Below are 17,251 nucleotides of genomic sequence, written 5' to 3' on the forward strand. Positions count from 1 at the left end.
CACCACCTGGAGACAGCCCCATGACGCGTCATCCCTTGCTGCCCGCCGCGCTGCTGGCGATCTGCACCGCGTGCAGCGAACAAGCCACCCTGCAGGTCGAGGACGGCACCGGCCCCAACCCGCAACTGCCGGCCCCCAACACGACCTTCATCCCCACCGTCAACATCGCGCCGGCCACGGGTTGGGCGCCAGGTACCACGCCCGTGGCCGCGGCAGGAACCAGGGTCAACGCCTTTGCCGAAGGCCTGCAACACCCGCGCTGGCTCTATGTACTGCCCAACGGTGACGTCCTGGTGGCGGAAAGCGCCGCGCCGAACGCCGACAAACCAGCGGGCATCAAGAGCTGGGTGGCTGACTGGTACATGAAGCGCGCCGGCGCCCAGGTGCCGAGCGCCAATCGCATATCCCTGCTGCGCGACATCAACGGCGATGGTGTGGCCGACCTGCGCAGTACCTTCCTCAGTGGCCTCAACTCGCCTTTCGGCATGGTGCTGGTGGGCAAGGACCTCTACGTCGCCAATGCCGATGCGCTGCTGCGCTTCCCCTATGTAAAGGGCGCCACCGAAATCAGCGAGCAGGGCAACAAGGTCACCGACCTTCCCGCCGGGCTCAATCATCACTGGACCAAGAACGTCATCGCCAGCCGCGACGGCCGCAAGCTCTATATAACGGTGGGCTCCAACAGCAACGTGGGCGAGAACGGCCTGGAGGCCGAAGAAGGCCGTGCGGCGATCTGGGTACTGGACCGCGACAGCGGCAGCAAGCGCCTCTATGCCACCGGCCTGCGCAACCCGGTGGGCCTGGCCTGGGAACCACAGACCGGCAAGCTGTGGACAGCGGTGAACGAGCGAGACGAACTGGGAAACGACCTGGTGCCGGACTACATCACCTCGGTGAAGGACGGTGGCTTCTATGGCTGGCCCTGGAGCTACTTCGGCCAGCATGTGGACGCGCGGGTCCAGCCGCAACGTCCGGATCTGGTGGCCAAGGCCCTGGTGCCCGACTACGCCCTCGGCCCGCACACCGCCTCCCTGGGCATCGCCTTCGCCAAAGGCAGCAAACTGCCGAAATTCCAGAATGGCCTCTTCGTCGGCCAGCATGGCTCGTGGAACCGCAAGCCCCACAGTGGCTACAAGGTGATCTACGTGCCGTTCAAGGGCGGCAAGCCGCACGGCCAGCCGATCGACGTACTCACCGGCTTCCTCGACGCCAAGGGCAACGCCCAGGGCCGCCCGGTGGATGTGAAGCTCGACAGCAAGGGCGCGCTGCTGGTGACCGACGACGTGGGCAATAAAGTGTGGCGGGTGAGTGCGGCGAAGAAGTGAAGCCCTCGTAGGATGGCGTAGAGCGGAGCGAAACCCATCATCGCGAATCGATGGGTTTCGCAGGCTCTACCCATCCTATGGACTGAGCGGGACGATCAGCGCTTCTTCGCGATCAGGAACAGGCCGATCAGCATCGCCACGCCGCACAGGGCCGCGACGTAGTAAGCCGGCCCCAGGCTGTCCCACTTCATCAGCAGCGATACCACCATCGGGGTCAAGCCGCCGAAGATGGCGTAGGCCAGGTTGTAGGAGAACGACAGGCCGGAGAAGCGCACCACCGGTGGGAAAGCCTTGACCATCACATAGGGCACCGCACCGATGGTGCCAACGAACAGGCCGGTAATCGCGTAGAGCGGGAACAGCCAGTCCGGATGGGCCTGGAGGCTGGTGTAGAAGGTCCAGGAGCTGATCGCCAGCAGCAGGCCACCCACCAGGAAGGTGCGTCCGGCGCCGATGCGGTCGGCAATCGCCCCGGAAGCCACGCAACCGATGGACAGCAGCACGATGGCCAGGCTGTTGGCCTTGAGCGCCGTCGCGGCGTCGAAACCGTAGACGGTCTGCAGCAGGGTCGGGGTCATCAGGATCACGACCACGATGCCGGCCGACAGTACCCAGGTCAGCAGCATGGACAGCACGATGGCACCGCGATGCTCGCGCAGCACCGTCTTCAGCGGCACTTCGTCGGCCAACGCCTTGCGCTGCTGCATCTCCGCGAATACCGGGGTTTCGTGCAGCCAGCGGCGCAGGTACACGGCAAACAGCCCGAACACACCGCCGATCAGGAACGGCAGGCGCCAGGCCCAGTCCAGCACTTCTGCCGGGGTGTAGAGGCTGTTGATCAGGGTCGCCATCAGCGAGCCCAGCAGGATGCCCGCGGTCAGGCCTGACGTCAGCGTGCCGCAGGCATAGCCGATGTAGCGCGACGGTACGTGCTCGGACACGAAGACCCAGGCGCCCGGCACTTCACCGCCGATGGCCGCGCCCTGAATCACGCGCATCGCCAGCAGCGCCAGGGGTGCCCAGATGCCGATCTGCTCGTAGGTGGGCAACAGGCCCATCACCAGGGTCGGCACCGCCATCAGGAAGATGCTCAGGGTGAACATGCGCTTGCGGCCCAGGAGATCGCCGAAGTGCGCCATGACGATACCGCCCAACGGGCGCGCCAGATAGCCGGCGGCGAAGATGCCGAAGGTCTGCAACTGGCGCAGCCATTCCGGCATTTCGGCGGGGAAGAACAGCTTGCCCACCACGGCGGCGAAGAACACGAAAATGATGAAGTCGTAGAACTCCAGGGCCCCGCCGAGCGCAGAAAGCGACAGGGTCTTGTAGTCGCTGCGGGTCAGCGGACGCGAGGCAGGCGCCTCGGGGGCGAGCACGGAAGACATGTGGGGGATTCTCGTCTGGGGGTGCAGTGCGTTTACCGCTGCTTTGGCGGCAAATCGCCAGGCAACATATCAAAAAGCGTCACATGTACACAGTCTCAGCCACAAAACCGCCGCTGATGCGCCACAACGGTCGTCTGGTGCCCTGCCGTACCTATATACTGCCCGCAGTTCAGCGCAGGTCGGCATGCAGTGGGTCGGCTGGCGCACAGGGAAGGAAGGGGCACCGCCCCTTTCCAGGCATTGGCGCCGCACACACGAAACAGGCAGTCCCGGCATGATCGAGATCGAAGAAGACGAGAACCTCACCCCGCAAGGCGATCTCGCCCTGCAGATCACCGCGCTCCCGCGGGAAACCAACGGCTTCGGCGACATCTATGGCGGCTGGCTGGTCTCCCAGATGGACCTGGCCGGCACCGCCATGGCCAGCAAGGCCGCCGCGGGCCGCGTGGCCACAGTGGCCATCGACCGCATGGCATTCCTGGTGCCCGTGGCCGTGGGCGCTCAGCTCTCTTTCTATACCCAGACCCTGGAGATCGGCCGCAGCTCCATCCAGATGCTCGTGGAAGTCTGGAGCGACGATCCGCTGTCCAGCGAATGGCGCAAGGTCACCGAAGCGGTGTTCGTCTTCGTCGCCATCGACGGCAGTGGCCGCACCCGCCCAGTCCCGCCGCGTCGGGGCTGACCGGCCATCGCAGAAGGGGTCGCGCAAGCGGCCCTTTTTCGTTTCCAGGGATCACGCCGACATCCGAGTAACCCTACAGGCGCAATGCATCCACCGGATGCAGCTTTGCCGCGCGTCGGGCCGGCGCCAGGCCCGCCGCAATGCCCACCACGGCCGACAGCAGCAGTGCCAGCAGCACCATCGGCGGGCTCAAGTTCAGCGGTAGTCCGGGCACCATCCAGTGCAGCGCCGCCAGCAACAGCCCCACCATCGCCAGCCCCAGCACACCTCCCAGCACCGAGAGCAGCGTCGCCTCGGCGAGGAACAGCGCCAGCACCTGGCGGGGTGCTGCGCCCACGGCGCGGAGCAGGCCGATTTCGGCGGTCCTTTCACCGACTGTGGTGGTCATGATGGTGAGAATGCCCACCGCACCCACCAACAGAGAAATCCCGCCCAGCGCCGCAATACCCAGGGTGATGGTGGCGAGGATGCGATTGAGGCTGCCCAGCAGGTCGCTCTGCGACGTCATGCGAAAGTCTTCGCGGCCATGGCGCTCCACCAACAGCCGGCGCACGCTGTCGGCGAAGGGTTCGGCCGGCGTGCGCTCGTCGAACAGTACATGGATCTTTACCAGCCCTTCGCGGTTGAACAGGTTCTCTGCCCAGTCCACCGGGATGTAGGCAATGTCGTCGAGGTCGAACCCCAGCAGGTTGCCCTTGCGCTCCATCACGCCGCTTACCCGGAAGCTCATGCCGCCCACCCGCACTCGCTGGCCCACGGGGTTGGCGCTGCCGAAAAGCTCCGTGCCCAGCTTTGCGCCCAGCACCACATAAGACGGGGTGCGACCATTGCGTGACGGCGGCAGGAACTGCCCCTGGGCCATGCGCACGCGCCAGGCGGACGCCAGCTGGGAGCCGGTGCCAAGAATGTCCACCCGCCGTTGCCGCCCACCCGCCTGGATGTCGCCGTTGCCCTGGATGATCGGCACCACGGCTTCGGCATGGGGCAGTCGCCCCAGGGCGTCGGCGTCAGCGATGGTCAACGGCCGCGCGCTGGCGAGAATCCCACCGATGCCGCCGGTGGGCAGGGTTCCGGGGCGCACCGTGACCACTCGCGTGCCGAACTGGGCGAAGCTGTCCAGCACGCGGTCGCGCAGCCCCTCCCCCATCGCCGTGAGCAGCGCCACGGCGGCGATACCGATGGCCACTCCGAGCAGGGTCAACAGGCTGCGCAGTGGCTGGCTGGACAAGGCCGAGCCACACAGGCCGAAGCCGTCGCGCCAGCGCATCAGAGGCTGCCTTGCGGGCGCAAGGCCTGCACCGGCACCTGAGCCGCGGCGTGGTTCGCCGGCAGCCAGGCGAACAGCAGCGCCGCCGCCAGGGCCAGGGACGGCGCACCCAGCCGCGCCCACCAGGGCGCATACAGCGGCAGGTCGCTGGCCATCCGTGCCACCCAGAGCAGCAGCTCACCCAGTGCCATCCCGCTGCCTGCTCCCAACAATGCCAATAGCGCCGCCTCACCCAGGAACAGCAGGCGCACCTGGGCCGAGCTGGCCCCGACGGCCTTGAGCAGGCCGATCTCGGCGGTGCGTTGCAGGACTGCGATCCAGGTGACGTTCATGATCAGGATGCCGGCCACCAGCAGGCTGATGGCCGCGATGCCCGCCAGCGCCAGGGTCAGACCACTGAGGATGCCGTCGAAGGCGGCGAGCATGGAGTCCTGGCTGAGCAGCGTGACATCTTCCTCTCCCTGGTGACGCTCGGTCAGGGTCGCCAGCACCTGGCGCCGCGCGCTGTCCAGGTAGCTGGGGCCGCGGGCCTCGACGAAGACGCGGTACAACCCTTCGCGGTTGAACAGTCCCTCGGCATTGGACACTGGGACGATCAACGCCTCGGAGAAATCCATCCCCAGAGACTCGCCGCGCTCGTCCAGCACGCCGATCACCCGGAAGCGCCGATCACCGGCGCGCAGCCACTGGCCCAGCGCCGGAGAGCTGCCGAACAGCGCCTGGCGCAGACGACTGCCGATCACACAGACGTCCTCCGCCTGGCCCGGCTCCAGTTCCGGCAGCGGTTGGCCCTGGGCGAGACGCAGCTGGCGAATGGCGAAGAAGGCGCGAGTGGTGCCCAGGGTCAGGGCTTCGCGATTGCGGTTGTCACGGCTGACTTCCAATTGCCCGGCATGCAGGGGCGCCACCCGGCGCACCGCTGGCAAGCGGCCGAGGGCGGCAGCATCCGCCTGGGTCAGGGACCGCGGGGCCATGCCGGTGATGGGCGGCATACCGCCGGCGGTTTCATTGCGGCCGGGCAGGACGATAAGAATGTCGCGCCCGAGCAGCGAGAACTCCCCCAACATGTACGTCCGCACGCCCTCCCCGAGACCGCCCAGCAGGGTCACGAAGAACACGCCCACGGCCATTGCCAGCAACAACATGACGCTGCGCGAGCCGTGCCCTCGCAGGGCGCCGAGCCAGAAACGGCAGGCGTCCAGCGGGTCCATCAGGCAAGCGCTCCGTGGCAGCGGTCGCTGAGGATACAGCCGTCACGCATCTGTATCTGACGATGGGCGCGGGCGGCGTGCTGGGCGTCGTGGGTCACCAGGATCAGGGTGAGACCCTCGGCATTCAGCTCTTCCAGCAGGGCCACCACCTCGGCGCCGGACTGGCTGTCGAGATTGCCGGTGGGCTCGTCGGCCAACAGCAGGCGCGGCCGCATCACCATCGCGCGGGCAATGGCCACCCGCTGACGCTGGCCACCGGAGAGCTCGGCCGGGTGATGCTGCAACCGCTCGGCCAAGCCCAGGCGCTCGGCCAGGTGCAGGCTGCGACGGCGACGCTCGGCGGGCTCGACGCCGGCCAGCAGCATGGGCAGCTCGATATTCTCCAGCGCAGTCAAACGCGGGATCAGGTGAAAGGACTGGAAGACAAAGCCGATCAGACGGCTACGCAGGCACGCGCGACGCTCTTCCCCCAGGCGGGCGGTGGGCTCCTCGTCCAGCCAGAACTCGCCACTGTCCGGTGCGTCCAGCAGGCCGAGGATGTTCAGCAAGGTGGACTTGCCCGAACCGGAGGCTCCGGTGATGGCCAGGTACTCGCCGTCTGCCACGTCCAGGTCGAGGTGGTCGAGACCACGCACCCGCTGTTCGCCCAGCTGGAAGCAGCGACTGACTTGATGCATGAGGATCACGGCGTCGCCTCCTCGGCCTCGCCACTGGGGCTGACCACGCTGCCATCGGCCAGGCCGTCATGCTGCAGGCTGGGCAGGATACGGTCTCCGGCGTCCAGCCCATCCTTCACCTCGCTCCAGCGCCAGTTGGTCAGGCCGATCTCCACCCGCTGCTCACGCAAATGGCCATTGCTCGGGTCGTAGCGCAGCACCTTGCCGCCTTCCAGCAGGCTTTCCGTCGGCACCCGCAGGGTCTGCTCGCGTTGCGCCAGGAGGATTTCCACGTCGGCGCTGTAGCCGCTGAGCAGGAGCAGGTCCGGCGGCACCCCCTCGAACTTCACCTCAACGTCCACAGTGCGCGCCTGTTTTTCCAGCTCACGGACAAAGGGCGCGATGCGGCTCACCCGCCCCTCGAAACTGCGTCCACGGAAAGCATCCAGGGTGATGCGCACGGGCATGCCGGGACGCACCAGGGCAGCATCCACCTCGTCTATGGGCGCCTCGACAAAGAGGCACTGGTCATCGATCAGATCCACGGCCGGCGGTGTCGGGATGCCCGGTGGCGACGGCGTCACCACTTCGCCCAGCTCTCCATTGATTTCGGCGACTATGCCGGCAAAGGGCGCCCGCAAGGTCGCCTGGTCCAACAGCGCCAGCTGCAGGTCGAGGCTGGCCACGGCTTCGCGGATCTTCGCATCGCCGCCACTGCACAGCAGTTGCGACAGCCGCGCGCGAGTGGTGCTCTGGTCCAGCAGGTCCTGGGAGGCCAGATTGCGCTCGGCCAGACGCTCGAGGCGCTGCTGGTCCCGCTGGTCCTGGCTGGCCTGGCGGCAACTCTGCTCACGCAGGTTGCGTTGGGCATCGAGCCGTGCGCGGGCTTCCTCCACTCGCGCCAGCAAGTCATCCTGGCGCAGGCGCATCAACACATCGCCAGCCTGCACGCGCTGCCCGGCGAGAATCAGCAATTCGCTGACCTGCCCTCCCGTCTTGAACGACAAATGTGCGCGTCGACACGCTTTCACCGTGCCCGCCCGGGTATTGGCGACCAGTGATTCCACCTCGCCCTTGGCCACCTCCACCAGTTGAACCGGTACCGGCTCGGGACGCGCCCAGAAACCGACTACCATCGCCAGGGAAGCTAAAATGGGAATAATTATCAATAGCTTGCGCATGGCCGTAACTCCACTTGCCAGCAGGTAATGCAGAGTCTAGGTCGGGATGGAGGAGCCACTTTTCGGGAGCCGGGGGCACCATGCCCCGAAGGCGGGGAAAAAACCCAGCCGATTCAAGGTGTGAGGAAAGCCGCGATGTCGGAGGTGGGTCGAAAGGCCACACTGGGCGTGCGACTACCCGTTGAAAAAAGCCGATGAAAGGACCCGCGAAGCGTCTTTCGGTGGGAGGATTCACCGAAGAAAATCCAGCGTTTTCAGGAAATACGCGATACCGATTCCAGAGTGGCCGGCCTGCGTCGTAAAAATGACGCACCACTAGAAGCAGGGCCGGCAGCCAATGGCCACCGGCCCGGACATCAGCCGCGGATGTTGTAGATCAGCTTCTCGTTCTCCTCGGCATAGACGCGCATGCGCGCCAGGTAGGCCTTCTGCTGCTGCCACACCTTGCTCGCCGCCGGATCAGCCGCGGCACTGGCCTCGACCACCTCGGCGGCCACTTCCTTGAGCCTGGCCAACACCGGCTCCGGCAGGCGACGAACCTCGACGCCCTCGGCCTTGAACTTCTCCATGGCCTCCATGTTGCGTGCGTTGTAGTCGTCCAGCATGTCGCCATTCACATCGCGGGCGGCTGCGCGGACGATGGCCTTGAGGTCAGCCGGCAGGGTTTCCCAGGCCTTGAGGTTGACGTCCAGTTCGAAGGTCACGTTGGGCTCCTGCCAACCCGGGGTGTAGTAGTACTTGGCGGCCTTGTGCAGGCCCAGGGCCAGATCGTTGTAAGGGCCAATCCACTCGGTAGCGTCGATGGCGCCGGTCTGCAGCGCGGTGAAGATCTCGCCCGCCGGCAGGTTGACCACAGTGCCACCCATCTTCGTCAGCACTTCGCCCCCCAGGCCCGGGGTACGCATCTTCAAGCCGTTGAAGTCCTCGACGCTGTTGATTTCCTTGTTGAACCAGCCGGCGGTCTGCACGCCGGTGGCGCCGCAGGCCATGGGCAACACGCCGAAGGGTTTGTACACCTCTTCCCAGAGTTCGATGCCACCGCCCTTGTGCAGCCAGGCATTCATCTCCTGGGCGTTGGGGCCGAAGGGCAGCGCGCAGAAGAACTGCGCGGCGGGTACCTTGCCCTTCCAGTAGTAGGGGGCGCCATGCCCCATCTCCGCGGTACCGCGGGATACCGCATCGAACACTTCCAGGGCCGGAACCAGTTCACCGGCGGCGTAAACCTTGATCTTCAGCCGGCCGTTGCTCATTTCCTCCACCAGCTTGGCGAAGTGCTCGGCACCCACGCCCACGCCAGGGAAGTTCTTCGGCCAGGAGGTGACCATCTTCCAGTTGAAGGTCTGCGCTTCAGCCTGCGGTCCGCCAGCGGCCTGCTCCTTCTTGTCACAACCGGCCAAAGCTGCGGCCGCAAGGCCCACCCCGGCCGCGGCGATGATTTCACGACGTTTCATGCTGTTTCTCCTTGTTCTTGTTGTGGTCGTTGCGGGTCGTGCATGACGCCCGACAGATTGCCTGAAGGTAAGCGCCAGATCAGCAACCAGCCTAGCCTGCTGGACTAAAGTTGTAGCGTCCTGTGCAAGCTTTTGCCGACCTGCTAGAACATTCAGCGTCTCGTCCCTCTTCCAATAACGACAAGGACCTGCAATGACCGCAAAGACACCCGCCTTGCTGGGCGTAGCGCACTCTCTAGACGCGCTCAACGCCCGATTCGGCCAGGCCTGCGCCTGGCTCACGCTCTTTCTCGTGCTCGGTACCGCAATTGTGGTAGTGCTGCGCTACGGCTTCGGCATCGGCGCCATCGCCCTGCAGGAATCGGTGATGTACGCCCACGCCCTGGTGTTCATGGGGGCCGCGGCCTGGACGCTGCACCGCAACGCCCATGTCCGCGTCGACATCTTCTACCAGAAGTTCTCCGGCCGCCGCCGCGCCGTCGTGGACATGCTGGGCACCCTGTTCTTCCTGATCCCGGTTTGCCTCTACCTCGGCTGGAACAGCTGGGACTACGTCAGCGCCTCCTGGTCGACCCTGGAGCGCTCCAGCGAGTCCGGCGGCCTGCCTCTGGTGTACCTGCAGAAGAGCATCATCCTCGTGATGGTGGTGAGCCTGCTGCTGCAGGGGCTGTCCATCCTGATCAAGTGCGGCTACCTGGCCAGCGGGCGGATCATCGACGAAGACGGGGAGGTGAAGCATGGCTGAGGTCATGGCAATCCTCCTCTTCGTCAGCATTTGCATCGCGCTGATGGCCGGCTACCCGGTCGCTTTCACCCTGGGCGGCATGGCGCTGATCTTCTCCGGCATCGGCGTACTCACCGGCACCTTCGATGCCAGCTTTCTCCATGCCCTGCCGAATCGCACCTTCGGCATCATGAACAACCAGACCCTGCTCGCCGTGCCACTGTTCGTGTTCATGGGCGTCATGCTGGAGAAAAGCCGCGTCGCGGAGGACCTGCTGGAATCCATGTCGCGATTGTTCGGCACCCTGCGCGGCGGCCTGGCGATTTCCGTCTGCGTAGTGGGCACCCTGCTCGCCGCCAGCACCGGCATCGTCGGCGCCACGGTGGTGACCATGGGCCTGCTGGCGCTGCCCACCATGCTGCGGCGCAACTACGACCCGGCCATCGCCACCGGCACCCTGGCCGCCACCGGCACCCTGGGTCAGATCATCCCGCCCTCCATCATCCTGGTGCTGCTGGGCGACGTGATGTCCAGCGCCTACCAGCAGGCGCAGCTGAAAATGGGCATCTACTCGCCCAAGACCGTCTCGGTGGGCGACCTCTTCGTCGGTGCGCTGATCCCCGGCCTCGTGCTGGTGGGGATGTACATCCTCTACCTGATAGCCGTGGCCATCCTGCAGCCGAAGAAGCTGCCGGCCCTGCCCAAGGAGGAGCTGGGCCCGATCGAGTGGGGCAAACTGGCCAAGGCCCTGATCCCGCCACTGGCGCTGATCGCCGCGGTGCTCGGTTCGATCCTGGCCGGTCTCGCCACCCCCACCGAGGCCGCCGCACTGGGCGCTGTAGGCGCCATGCTGCTGGCCCTGGCCAAGGGCAAGCTCAGCCTGTCGCAACTTCGCGAAGTGGCCTTTGGCACCACCGAGATCACCTCCATGGTGTTCCTGATCCTGATCGGCGCCTCGCTGTTCTCGTTGGTATTCCGCGGCTTCGGCGGCGAAGTGCTGATCGAGGACATGTTCGCGATGCTGCCCGGCGGCGTGCTTGGCGCGTTCTTCGTGGTGATGCTGGTGATCTTCCTGCTGGGCTTCATCCTCGACTTCATCGAGATCACCTTCGTGGTGGTGCCCATCGTCGGCCCGGTGCTGCTGGCCATGGGCCTGGACCCGGTATGGCTCGGGGTGATGATCGCCCTCAACCTGCAAACCTCCTTCCTCACCCCGCCCTTCGGCTTCTCGCTGTTCTACCTGCGCGGAGTGACACCCCCCTCGGTGCCCACCAGCACCATGTACCGTGGTGTGGTGCCCTTCATCTTCATCCAGTTGCTGATGCTGGTGATCGCCTACCTGTTCCCGCAGTTGATCACCTGGTTGCCCGAGCAGCTCTACGGCAGTTGATGCCCCTACCAGACGCCCGTCCCTGACGGGCGTCTCGCTTTCGGCTCTTGGAAAAACCGCCCTGGCGCGCTCCAATGGAGCCAATGCCCCACGGAGGAATTCCAGATGTCCAGTCCCCTGGTTGAACGCATCGAACTCGACGAACTCACCTGCTGGCGGGTACGCACCGAAGACGCCGAATTGCAGGTGGCGCAGCAGGGCGCCCAGATCCTTGGCTACCAGCGCGACGGCGAGCCGCCGCTGATTTGGCTCAGCAACCAGGCGGCCTATCAGAAAGGCAAGGCCGTGCGCGGCGGCGTGCCAGTGTGCTGGCCCTGGTTCGGCGACCTGCGACGCAACCCGGCCGAAGTTCAAGGCATGCACGAAGGTGGTCCGCTCTGCCCCGCCCACGGCCTGGTGCGTGAACTGGACTGGGAGCTGCTGAACATCGACACCAACGGCACGACCGTCCACATGGCCTTTGCCGTCGACAGCCGCAGTCCGTTGCTCCCCGGCTGGCCCCACGCCGCAAAGCTACGCCTGGACATCCGGCTCGGCGAAGCCCTGCAGGTGAGCCTCACCAGCCACAACCTCGGCGATACCCCGCTGGCCATCAGCCAGGCACTGCACAGCTACTTCGCCATCAGCGATATTCGCGAGGTGGAAGTGGAAGGCCTGGACGGCTGCCCCTACATCGAGACCCTGGAAGACTGGCAACTGCGCAAGCAGCAGGGAAATATCGCCTTCTCCGGCGAAACAGACCGCATCTACCTTAAAACGCCCAGCCGCATGAGCATCGTCGACCGCGCCTGGAAGCGCCGGATCCAGCTCGATGTCGAAGGTTCTGCCTCGGCGGTGGTGTGGAATCCCTGGGTCGGCAAAGCCAAGCGTCTGTCCCAGTTCGCCGAAGACGCCTGGCAGGGCATGCTCTGCATCGAGACGGCCCGGGTGATGGACGACATCCTGGTGCTCAAACCCGGCGAAGAGCAGCGCATGGTGCTCAACATCGCCAGCAAGCCGCTCTGATCCTATAGGGCGAATTCAGTCGCCTGGGCTCAAGGCAGATATTCCGTAGGATGGGTAGAGCCCGCGAAACCCATCTACCGGGGTCCGCACGAGTTTCGTTCCTCGACCCATCCCACGAATTTCGCCTCGTCGACCTACAGGTCGCTCTCTTCCACCAGCCGCACGCTGCCGGCCTCCATGGCATAGGCGGCATCGGCCAGATCATTGCTGACCTGCTCGACCTTCAGGATGCCGTCGACCCAGATGGGCGCGTAGATATCGTCGAGCTGGATGCCCTTGGGGTAGCGCACCAGCACGATCTGGTTTGGCGGCGGCGGCGGGACATGGATGCAGGCGCCGGGGTAAGGCACCAGGAAGAACAGAGTGCTGCGCCCCTGGGCATCGCTTTCCAGCGGCACCGGGTAGCCGCCGATATGGATCTGCTTGCCATTCAGGGCAGCCACCGTCTTGGCCGAATACATCACCGCCGGCAGGTCCTTCTGCTGCTTGAGGCCGCCCTTCTGGCCGAAGGTGCCATCGCCCTCGGGGCTGTCGTGGCTGATCTCCGGCATCTCCTCCAGGGCCTTGCGGTCCTCGGGTGGCATCAGCTCCAACCAGTCGGTTTCGGGGAGTTCGGCACGGGCAAGGGTGCAGCAGAACAGCAGGAGCAGACAGGCGAGACAGCGCATGGGAGGACTCGTGAAAGCGTGGGGCGGGAACATCACGCGCTAAGACTAACCGCGCGGCCTGGCGGTTCCCAGCCCCACCGACAACCTGCGCACTAACTCTTCTTGACGATGCCGTAGATCACCAGCAGCACCACCGCGCCCACCACCGCGCCGATGAAGCCCGCGACCTGTCCGGCCTGGTAAATGCCCACTGCCTGACCGCCATAGGTGGCCAGCAGCGAACCGCCAACACCGATCAGGATCGTCATGATCCAGCCCATGCTGTCGTCGCCGGGTTTGATGAAGCGTGCGATCAGACCAACGATCAGTCCGATGATGATGGTGCCGATGATGCCCATGCCATGCCCTCCGAAGGTAGTTGAGGCATGCCTGAGCCTAGATGGACGGCTGCTTTCCCGCCATCGACCGCCCCATCGCGGGGCGGTCGTGGGTGCATCAGGCCTGGTCGATCAGCGCTTCGACGGCCGCGATCTGGCGATCGAGGGTGGCACGATCGGCGCAACGCAGGGTCGCGTGACCCACCTTGCGCCCTGCCTTGAAGGCCTTGCCATAGTGGTGCAGGTGGCAGTCGGCGATGGAAATCACTTTATCCACAGCCGGCACTTCGCCGATGAAGTTGAGCATGGCGCTCTCGCCCAGCTTGGCGGTCGAGCCCAGCGGCAGGCCAGCGACGGCGCGCAGGTGGTTCTCGAACTGGCTGCACTCGGCGCCTTCGATGGTCCAGTGGCCGGAGTTATGCACGCGCGGGGCGATTTCGTTGGCCTTCAGGCCGCCGTCCACTTCGAAGAACTCGAAGGCCAGCACGCCGACGTAGTCCAGCTTGGTCAGCACGCGGCCGACGTAGTCCTCGGCCAGGGCCTGCAGCGGATGCTCGCTGCTGGCGACGGACAGGCGCAGGATGCCGTTCTCGTGGGTGTTGTGCACCAGCGGGTAGAAGCGGGTTTCGCCGTCACGGGCGCGTACCGCCACCAGGGACACTTCGCCGGTGAAGGGTACGAAGCCTTCGAGGATGCAGGGCACGCTACCCAGCTCGGCGAAGGCGCCCGTCACGTCCTCGGGCTTGCGCAGGACCTTCTGGCCCTTGCCGTCGTAACCCAGGGTGCGGGTCTTGAGCACGGCCGGCAGGCCAATGCTGGCGGCAGCGGCGTCGAGGTCGGACTGGGACTGGATATCCGCGAAATCCGGGGTCGGAATACCGAGGTCCTTGAACATCGACTTCTCGAACCAACGGTCGCGGGCGATGCGCAGCGCTTCAGCGCTGGGGTACACCGGCACGAACTGCGAGAGGAAAGCCACCGTTTCGGCCGGCACGCTCTCGAACTCGAAAGTCACCAGATCCACTTCATCGGCCAGTTGGCGCAGGTGATCCTGGTCGCCGTAGTCGGCGCGGATGTGTTCGCCGAGGGCCTGGGCGCAGGCATCCGGCGCCGGGTCGAGGAAGGCGAAGTTCATGCCCAGCGGAGTGCCCGCCAGGGCCATCATGCGACCCAGCTGGCCGCCACCGATAACGCCGATCTTCATGGGTCAGGCCTCACGCGGGTCCGGGTTGTCCAGGACCATATCGGTCTGCTCGCGACGGAAGTCCTTCAACGCAACGTGGTACTTCGGGTACTTGCCGCCGAGGATGCTGGCGGCCAGCAGGGCCGCGTTGATCGCGCCAGCCTTGCCGATGGCCAGGGTGGCAACCGGAATGCCAGCGGGCATCTGCACGATGGACAGCAGGGAGTCGACGCCCGAGAGCATGGACGACTGCACCGGCACGCCGAGTACCGGCAGGTGAGTCTTGGCGGCGCACATGCCCGGCAGGTGGGCGGCACCGCCGGCACCGGCGATGATCACCTCGATGCCACGGCCTTCGGCCTCTTCGGCGTACTGGAACAGGAGGTCCGGCGTGCGGTGGGCGGAAACCACCTTCACTTCATAAGGGATGCCCAGCTTGTCCAGCATCTCGGTGGTGTGGCTAAGGGTGCTCCAATCGGACTTGGAGCCCATGATCACGCCTACCAGTGCGCTCATCGTCGTGCCTCGTCAATGGTCGAAAAACCAACAAGCCACGCGATGGCGTGGCTTGTTATGCGAAGGGGGCCGTGCTGCGGGGCGCGCTGCCGGCCGAAGGCCGCGCAGTATAACGCAAAGCCACGCCCGGCGTGCATTTGCCCTTACCGCTCGTCCAGAGCCCCGCACCCTTCCCGGCCGATGCGGCTAAACCTTGCTCCAGGGCAATGCTGGCGCCCACCCGCCACGCAGAATCGGAAGCCCTACCAAGGAGGTGCACCCCATGAACCAGACCATGAAAGCGGCGGTAGTCCATGCCTTTGGCGAGCCACTGCGTATAGAGGAAGTGAAGGTTCCCCTGCCCGGCCCCGGGCAGATCCTGGTGAAGATCGAAGCCTCGGGCGTCTGCCATACCGACCTGCACGCCGCCGAAGGCGACTGGCCGGTAAAACCGAGCCTGCCATTCATTCCCGGCCATGAAGGCGTTGGTCATGTGGCTGCAGTGGGCGCGGGCGTCACCCGTATCAAGGAAGGCGACCGTGTCGGCGTGCCCTGGCTCTACACCGCCTGCGGCTGCTGCGAGCACTGCCTGACCGGCTGGGAAACCCTCTGCGAAAGCCAGCAAAACACCGGTTACTCGGTGAACGGCGGGTATGCCGAATACGTGCTGGCAGACCCTAACTTCGTGGGAATCCTGCCGAAGAGCGTCGAATTTGCCGAGATCGCACCGATTCTTTGCGCGGGCGTCACCGTCTACAAGGGTCTGAAGGTGACCGGCGCGCGGCCCGGCCAGTGGGTGGCGATTTCCGGCATCGGCGGCCTCGGCCATGTCGCTGTGCAATACGCCCGCGCCATGGGCCTGCACGTCGCCGCTATCGATGTCGACGACGCCAAGCTGGAACTGGCGCGCAAGCTGGGCGCCAGCCTGACCATCAACGCCCGCAACGAAAACCCTGCCGAAGTCATCCAGCGCGATATAGGCGGCGCCCACGGCGTGCTGGTTACCGCCGTTTCCAACAGCGCCTTCGGCCAGGCCATCGGCATGGCCCGGCGCCATGGCACCGTAGCCCTGGTGGGCCTGCCGCCAGGCGACTTCCCCACGCCGATATTCGATGTGGTGCTCAAAGCCATCAGCATCACCGGCTCCATCGTCGGCACCCGTGCCGACCTGCAGGAAGCCCTGGATTTCGCCGGCGAAGGCCTGGTGAAAGCCACCATCCACCGCGACAAGCTGGACAACATCAACGCCATCTTCGACCAGATGCGTGCCGGCAAGATCGAAGGGCGCATCGTGGTCGAGGTCTAGGCAATCGAACCTGTAGGAGCCAGCTTGCTGGCGAATGCGCCGGCAGGGTTCGCGAGCAAGCTCGCTCCTACACCTCCCCACCCACGCCACCTTCCAGCTTGCGCCAGAGCAGGCGTACCGCAGCCTTGCGCACCAAGGCGCAGCGGTACAGGCGGATTTCCAGAGGCACATGCCACTGGCTGCCCCCACAAACCACCAGATCCCCACGGGCCAGTTCGGCCTGGGCGCTGAAGCGCGGCACCCAGGCCACGCCCAACCCTTGCAGCGCCATGCTCTTCAGGCTGTCGGCCATGGCCGTTTCGTACACGGTGGTGGAACGCAGCGCGCGCTGGCGCAGGAGGATGTTCACCGAGCGGCCGAGGAAGGCGCCGGCGCTGTAGGCCAGCAGTGGCACGCTCTGTCCGCTGTCCAGCTCGTAGAGCGGCTTACCGTCGGCATCTACGGCGCAAACGGGCAGCATCTCGGTCCGACCCAGGTGCATGGAGGGGAAGATTTCCGGGTCCATCTGCAATGCCGCATCCGGGTCGTAGAAGGCCAGGATCAGGTCGCAGCCGCCCTCGCGCAGCGAATGCACCGCCTCGCCCACGTTGGTGGCGATCAGCCGGCTGGCGATGTTCAAGCCATCGGCCCGCAGCCGGGCGATCCACTGCGGGAAGAAGCCCAGTGCCAGGGAGTGGGCGGCGGCGAACTGCAGCACCTCGCCCTGCTGGCCTTCGAGGTGGTGCAGGTGGCGGACCACGTCGCCCAGTTGCTCCACCATGCTGCGCGCGGTGACCAGGAACAGTTGCCCGGACTCGGTGAGCTCGATCGGGGTGCGCGAGCGGTTGACCAGCGTCAGCCCCAGCGCCGCCTCCAGGCTGCGAATGCGTCGGCTGAACGCCGGCTGGGTGACGAAACGCCGCTCAGCGGCCTGGGAGAAGCTGCGGGTACTGGCCAGGGCGACGAAGTCTTCCAGCCATTTGGTTTCCAGGTTCATCGTGAATGTCCAGGATGCTCGATTTTGGT

Annotated in this window: 17 protein-coding genes; 6 read left to right on the forward strand and 11 right to left on the reverse strand. The window is 65.6% G+C overall.

The features are described from left to right. Positions 1-20 precede the first annotated feature (20 nt). Positions 21-1,325, forward strand: a complete 1,305-nt coding sequence (locus FFS60_RS13630) for a sorbosone dehydrogenase family protein (RefSeq protein WP_137822269.1) — start codon at positions 21-23, stop codon at positions 1,323-1,325. A gap of 95 nt (positions 1,326-1,420) precedes the next feature. Here FFS60_RS13630 and FFS60_RS13635 read toward each other — a convergent pair whose 3' ends face one another. Then, a complete protein-coding gene (locus tag FFS60_RS13635; RefSeq protein WP_137822270.1) occupies positions 1,421-2,710 on the reverse strand; it encodes an MFS transporter in 1,290 nt (429 codons plus the stop codon). A 274-nt stretch (positions 2,711-2,984) separates the two neighbouring features. Between FFS60_RS13635 and FFS60_RS13640 the strand changes: the two genes are divergently transcribed. After that, positions 2,985-3,392 (forward strand): acyl-CoA thioesterase, encoded by a 408-nt coding sequence (locus tag FFS60_RS13640; protein WP_137822271.1) that lies wholly within the window; start codon positions 2,985-2,987, stop codon positions 3,390-3,392. Positions 3,393-3,465: 73 nt separating this feature from the next. Here the strand turns inward: FFS60_RS13640 and FFS60_RS13645 are convergent, their stop codons facing one another. The 5 genes from FFS60_RS13645 to FFS60_RS13665 all read right to left on the reverse strand — a co-directional run bounded on the left by FFS60_RS13645 (position 3,466) and on the right by FFS60_RS13665 (position 9,158). Next, entirely contained in the window at positions 3,466-4,659 is a 1,194-nt protein-coding gene (locus FFS60_RS13645) for an ABC transporter permease (protein WP_137822272.1), read from the reverse strand. Further along, positions 4,659-5,870, reverse strand: a complete 1,212-nt coding sequence (locus tag FFS60_RS13650) for an ABC transporter permease (RefSeq protein WP_028626935.1) — start codon at positions 5,868-5,870, stop codon at positions 4,659-4,661. The genes FFS60_RS13645 and FFS60_RS13650 overlap by 1 nt, the downstream gene beginning before the upstream one ends. Beyond that, positions 5,870-6,556: an ABC transporter ATP-binding protein gene (locus FFS60_RS13655; protein ID WP_028626936.1), complete on the reverse strand. Its 687-nt coding sequence runs from the start codon at positions 6,554-6,556 to the stop codon at positions 5,870-5,872. The genes FFS60_RS13650 and FFS60_RS13655 overlap by 1 nt, the downstream gene beginning before the upstream one ends. Further along, positions 6,553-7,707: an efflux RND transporter periplasmic adaptor subunit gene (locus FFS60_RS13660; protein ID WP_137822273.1), complete on the reverse strand. Its 1,155-nt coding sequence runs from the start codon at positions 7,705-7,707 to the stop codon at positions 6,553-6,555. Before FFS60_RS13660 ends, FFS60_RS13655 begins: the two co-directional genes overlap by 4 nt. Positions 7,708-8,063: 356 nt before the next feature. Next, positions 8,064-9,158 (reverse strand): TRAP transporter substrate-binding protein, encoded by a 1,095-nt coding sequence (locus FFS60_RS13665; RefSeq protein ID WP_028626938.1) that lies wholly within the window; start codon positions 9,156-9,158, stop codon positions 8,064-8,066. Between the two features lie 193 nt (positions 9,159-9,351). Here FFS60_RS13665 and FFS60_RS13670 point away from each other — a divergent pair, with 193 nt between their 5' ends. The 3 genes from FFS60_RS13670 to FFS60_RS13680 all read left to right on the forward strand — a co-directional run bounded on the left by FFS60_RS13670 (position 9,352) and on the right by FFS60_RS13680 (position 12,277). Further along, positions 9,352-9,903 (forward strand): TRAP transporter small permease subunit, encoded by a 552-nt coding sequence (locus FFS60_RS13670; protein ID WP_028626939.1) that lies wholly within the window; start codon positions 9,352-9,354, stop codon positions 9,901-9,903. Beyond that, entirely contained in the window at positions 9,896-11,272 is a 1,377-nt protein-coding gene (locus FFS60_RS13675) for a TRAP transporter large permease subunit (protein WP_137822274.1), read from the forward strand. The genes FFS60_RS13670 and FFS60_RS13675 overlap by 8 nt, the downstream gene beginning before the upstream one ends. Before the next feature lie 105 nt (positions 11,273-11,377). After that, positions 11,378-12,277, forward strand: coding sequence for a D-hexose-6-phosphate mutarotase (locus FFS60_RS13680; RefSeq protein ID WP_137822275.1), 900 nt, complete (start codon positions 11,378-11,380; stop codon positions 12,275-12,277). A 134-nt stretch (positions 12,278-12,411) separates the two neighbouring features. Here the strand turns inward: FFS60_RS13680 and FFS60_RS13685 are convergent, their stop codons facing one another. The 4 genes from FFS60_RS13685 to purE all read right to left on the reverse strand — a co-directional run bounded on the left by FFS60_RS13685 (position 12,412) and on the right by purE (position 14,961). After that, the gene (locus FFS60_RS13685) at positions 12,412-12,945 is read right to left on the reverse strand and encodes a DUF3299 domain-containing protein (protein ID WP_137822276.1); all 534 of its coding nucleotides are present in this window, start codon (positions 12,943-12,945) and stop codon (positions 12,412-12,414) included. 92 nt (positions 12,946-13,037) lie between these two features. After that, on the reverse strand, positions 13,038-13,283 hold the full coding sequence (locus FFS60_RS13690) for a GlsB/YeaQ/YmgE family stress response membrane protein (protein ID WP_028626943.1): 246 nt from the start codon (positions 13,281-13,283) through the stop codon (positions 13,038-13,040). A gap of 97 nt (positions 13,284-13,380) precedes the next feature. Continuing rightward, entirely contained in the window at positions 13,381-14,466 is a 1,086-nt protein-coding gene (locus tag FFS60_RS13695; protein ID WP_137822277.1) for a 5-(carboxyamino)imidazole ribonucleotide synthase, read from the reverse strand. 3 nt (positions 14,467-14,469) lie between these two features. Next, complete coding sequence (gene purE / locus FFS60_RS13700) at positions 14,470-14,961, reverse strand: 5-(carboxyamino)imidazole ribonucleotide mutase (protein ID WP_028626945.1); 492 nt, start codon at positions 14,959-14,961, stop codon at positions 14,470-14,472. 262 nt (positions 14,962-15,223) lie between these two features. Here purE and adhP point away from each other — a divergent pair, with 262 nt between their 5' ends. Then, positions 15,224-16,246, forward strand: a complete 1,023-nt coding sequence (adhP, locus tag FFS60_RS13705) for an alcohol dehydrogenase AdhP (RefSeq protein WP_137822278.1) — start codon at positions 15,224-15,226, stop codon at positions 16,244-16,246. A gap of 67 nt (positions 16,247-16,313) precedes the next feature. On the opposite strand, the gene FFS60_RS13710 is transcribed toward adhP, so the two are convergent. After that, a complete protein-coding gene (locus FFS60_RS13710; protein WP_028626947.1) occupies positions 16,314-17,222 on the reverse strand; it encodes a LysR substrate-binding domain-containing protein in 909 nt (302 codons plus the stop codon). Positions 17,223-17,251 lie beyond the last annotated feature (29 nt).

Origin of the sequence: Pseudomonas sp. D(2018) (genome assembly GCF_005502555.1) — a bacterium.
Classification (GTDB): Bacteria; Pseudomonadota; Gammaproteobacteria; order Pseudomonadales; family Pseudomonadaceae; genus Metapseudomonas; species Metapseudomonas resinovorans.